Consider the following 3,344-nt stretch of genomic DNA (forward strand, 5'->3'; position numbering starts at 1 on the left):
TGCGGATCAGCGGCCCGGGGGCGGCGCCGGAGGAGCTGGAGGTGCCCGCCGGGACCAGCCTCGTCCGGTCGGGCGACGGGCTGGTCGCCGTCGAGGTGCTCAGCGGTGCGGCCGTCGCCGCCGGCACGGTGCTCAGCGGGGACGCCGGACTGGCGAGCGTGCCGCTGCAGCCCACCGGCGCCGGGGCGGGGGCGCTGCTGCCGCGGCCCGACGAGCACCTGTGGTGAGCCCGGCCCGCCGGCGGCGTCACTAGGCTGTGACCATGCCCAGCCGCCGACGCGACCGTCACCAGCGCGGGATCCGCGGCCCGATGGCGCTGCCCAACCGCTTCACCCGCCAGCCGGTCCGGCTGCGCCGCACCCTGCCGCGCGCGGAGGTCTTCGACCGGGCCGTGCACGAGGCCGTCCAGCGGGTCCGGCACAGCTGTCCCGAGGCGGTGGAACGGGTCGAGATCGGCGTCGAGGACGTCCCGCTGCTGGCCAGCGCCTGGAGCGGGGACCAGGTGCCGCTGGCGGCCGCGGTCGAGGCCACCGTGGACGTCCCGGGCCGGGTGGTGCTGTACCGCCGCCCGCTCGAGCTGCGCGCCGAGGACACCCTGCTGCTGCGCGAGCTGGTGCACCAGACGCTGGTGGAGCAGCTGGCCGCGCTGACCGGGCTCAGCGTGCACCAGATCGACCCCGACGCCGACGAGGAGGACTGAGGGCTGGGACGCCTCCGGCGGGTTGATCGCGCCGACCGTCCCCGGGGCGGTACGGTCCCTCCCATGAGGTCGTCCAGGCGCTGCTCGCGCACCGGCTGCTCGGCGTCGGCGGTGGCCACCATGACCTACGTCTACGCCGACTCCACCGCGGTCCTCGGGCCGCTGGCGCTGCGGGCCGAGCCCGGCGCCTACGACCTGTGCGCCCGCCACGCGCAGGGGCTGAGCGTGCCGCTGGGCTGGGAGGTCATCCGGCTGTCGATGGAGGAGCAGCCCGAGCACAGCACCGACGACCTGCTGGCCCTGGCCGACGCCGTCCGCGAGGTCGGGCTGGCCGAGCCGCCCACGCCGGCGCTGCACGGGCCCGCCGAGGTGGTCGAGCTGGCCCGTCGCGGGCACCTCACGGTGCTGGCCGACCCGGACCGCCGACCGGACTGATGCCCGACCGCTCGATCTTCAAGGCCAACGACATCCGGGGCCGTGTCGGCGTGCAGTGGGACGCCGACGACGCCCGGGCGATCGGCCGCGCCTGGACCCAGGTGCTCGGGCTGGCTCCCGGCAGCGCGCTGGTGCTCGGCCGCGACATGCGCACCACCGGGGCCGAGCTGGCCGCCGCGGTCGCCGAGGGCGTCCGTGACGCCGGGGTGGACGTCGTCGACATGGGCCTGGCCAGCACCGACGGCCTCTGGTTCGCCTCCGGCCACCTCGACCTGCCCGGCATCATGCTCACCGCCAGCCACAACCCTCCCGCCGACAACGGGATGAAGTTCTGCCTGGCCGGCGCGCGACCGGTCACCGCGCGGATGCTCACCGAGCTGGCCGAGCGCACCGACGCCCTGCTGGCCGACCCGGCGCCGCCGAGCGGTCCGCGCGGCGGCCTGGAGCAGCGCGACCTGCTCGGCGCCTACGCCGCCCACCTGCACTCCCTGGTCGACCTCTCCGCCCTCGACGGGCAGCGGCTGCTGGTGGTGGCCGACGCCGGCAACGGGATGGCCGGCCACACCCTGCCCGGCGTGCTCGGGGTGCTACCGGTCGAGCTGGTCGGGCTGTACACCGAGCTCGACGGCACCTTCCCCAACCACCAGCCCAACCCGCTGGAGCCGGAGAACCTGCGCGACGCCCAGCGGGCCGTCCGCGAGCACGGGGCCGACCTGGCGCTGGTCTTCGACGGCGACGCCGACCGGTGCTTCATCATCGACGAGCGTGGCGAGGTGGTCCCCCCGTCGGCGGTCACCGCGCTGATCGCGGCCGCCGAGCTGGAGCGCGAGCCCGGTGCCACCATCGTGATCAACACCATCACCAGCCGCAGCGTCGCCGAGGTGGTGGCCGAACGCGGCGGGCGGTGCGTGGTCTCCCCGGTGGGCCACACCTACGTCAAGACGCTGATGGCCGAGCACCACGCGGTCTTCGGCGGCGAGCACTCCGCGCACTACTACTTCCGCGACTTCTGGCGCGCCGACACGGGCATGCTGGCCGCGTTGCACGTGCTCGCGCTGCGGGCCCGCGACGGACGTCCGGTCTCGCAGCTGGTGGCCGACTACGACCGCTACGCCGCCTCCGGCGAGCTCAACTCCACCGTCGCCGACCAGGCCGCCACCATGGACGCCGTCGCCGCCGCCTTCGCCGACCGCGGCCGCGCGGACCGGGTGGACGGGCTGACCATCCGCGCCCAGGACTGGTGGTTCAACCTGCGTCCCAGCAACACCGAACCGCTGCTGCGGCTCAACGTGGAGGCCGCCGATCCCGCGACCATGGCCGGGGTGCGCGACGAGGTGCTGGCGCTGGTGCGGGCGGGCTGAGCGCCCGCTGGCCTCCGGTGCCCGGACGCGCCAGACTGAGGACCCGCCCGCGAGAGGAACGGAGGACCGCGATGGCCGTCGAGCTGCCGCCGGAGCTGCTGGAGATCCTGGCCTGCCCCAACTGCCACGCCGCGCTGGCCGTGGACCACGACGCCGACGAGCTGGTCTGCACCAGCGGCGGGTGCGGCCTGGCCTACCCGGTGCGCGACCAGATCCCGGTGCTGCTGGTCGACGAGGCCCGCAGCCCCGACATCCCGGCGCGCGGCTGACCGTCCGTGGTCGAGTTCGAGGACGCCCGCCTGGAGGACCGCGCCGCACTCGAGCGGGCCGACCCGCTGCTGCGCCGGCTGGCCGGTGCCGGTGCGCGGATCCGGGTCGAGGCCGGCTCGGCCGAGCAGCCGATCGCCACCCTGCGGGCCGAGGTCGCCGACCAGGGACGTCCGCGGGCGGTGATCGCCGTCGGCACCGAGGCCCGGCTGGTGCGCTCGCTGCTGGAGCCGGTGTGCCCGGTGCCGATGATGGCCTGGCCGGGCTCGACCCTGCCCGGCTGGGTCGGCCCCCTCGACCTGGTGGTGGTGCTCGCCGCGCACGGCGGTGAGCAGGCCCTGGTGCGGGCGGCGCACGAGGCCGTCCGCCGCGGCTCCCGGCTGCTGGTCACCGCACCGGCGGGGTCGGCGGTGGTGGACGCGGCCGGCTCGCGGGCGACCGCCGTCCTGCCCACCACCACCTCCGACCCGCTGGCCGCGGTCGCCGTGGTGGCCGCCGCGCTGCACCAGCTGGAGATGGGGCCACCGGTCGACCTGGAGGCGGTGGCCACCGCCCTGGACCGGGTGGCCGAGGAGTGCTCG

The 3,344-nt window shown here is 76.2% G+C and carries 5 protein-coding genes and 1 pseudogene; all 6 read left to right on the forward strand.

Features of this window, described 5'->3' with window-relative positions; translation table 11 throughout:
* A partial coding sequence (locus tag DVA66_RS18500) for a hypothetical protein (protein ID WP_232822062.1) occupies positions 1-227 on the forward strand: 227 nt, incomplete at its 5' end.
* A 35-nt stretch (positions 228-262) separates the two neighbouring features.
* Complete coding sequence (locus DVA66_RS18505) at positions 263-700, forward strand: metallopeptidase family protein (RefSeq protein ID WP_114561354.1); 438 nt, start codon at positions 263-265, stop codon at positions 698-700.
* Positions 701-763: 63 nt separating this feature from the next.
* A complete protein-coding gene (locus DVA66_RS18510; RefSeq protein ID WP_114561351.1) occupies positions 764-1,135 on the forward strand; it encodes a DUF3499 domain-containing protein in 372 nt (123 codons plus the stop codon).
* The gene (manB, locus tag DVA66_RS18515; protein ID WP_114561352.1) at positions 1,135-2,496 is read left to right on the forward strand and encodes a phosphohexomutase domain-containing protein; all 1,362 of its coding nucleotides are present in this window, start codon (positions 1,135-1,137) and stop codon (positions 2,494-2,496) included. Before DVA66_RS18510 ends, manB begins: the two co-directional genes overlap by 1 nt.
* A 71-nt stretch (positions 2,497-2,567) precedes the next feature.
* Entirely contained in the window at positions 2,568-2,765 is a 198-nt protein-coding gene (locus tag DVA66_RS18520; protein WP_114561353.1) for a Trm112 family protein, read from the forward strand.
* A gap of 6 nt (positions 2,766-2,771) precedes the next feature.
* Positions 2,772-3,344, forward strand: a pseudogene (locus tag DVA66_RS18525) (SIS domain-containing protein); the annotation flags it as partial.

This window comes from Desertihabitans aurantiacus, assembly GCF_003344635.1.
In the GTDB taxonomy this organism is placed as follows: domain Bacteria; phylum Actinomycetota; class Actinomycetes; order Propionibacteriales; family Propionibacteriaceae; genus Desertihabitans; species Desertihabitans aurantiacus.

Excerpts from the sequence above, each read along its gene's own strand:
- DVA66_RS18505 (WP_114561354.1), top strand. The coding sequence starts at position 263 with ATGCCCAGCCGCCGACGCGACCGTCACCAGCGCGGGATCCGCGGCCCG.
- DVA66_RS18510 (WP_114561351.1), top strand. The coding sequence starts at position 764 with ATGAGGTCGTCCAGGCGCTGCTCGCGCACCGGCTGCTCGGCGTCGGCG.
- manB (WP_114561352.1), top strand. The coding sequence starts at position 1,135 with ATGCCCGACCGCTCGATCTTCAAGGCCAACGACATCCGGGGCCGTGTC.
- DVA66_RS18520 (WP_114561353.1), top strand. The coding sequence starts at position 2,568 with ATGGCCGTCGAGCTGCCGCCGGAGCTGCTGGAGATCCTGGCCTGCCCC.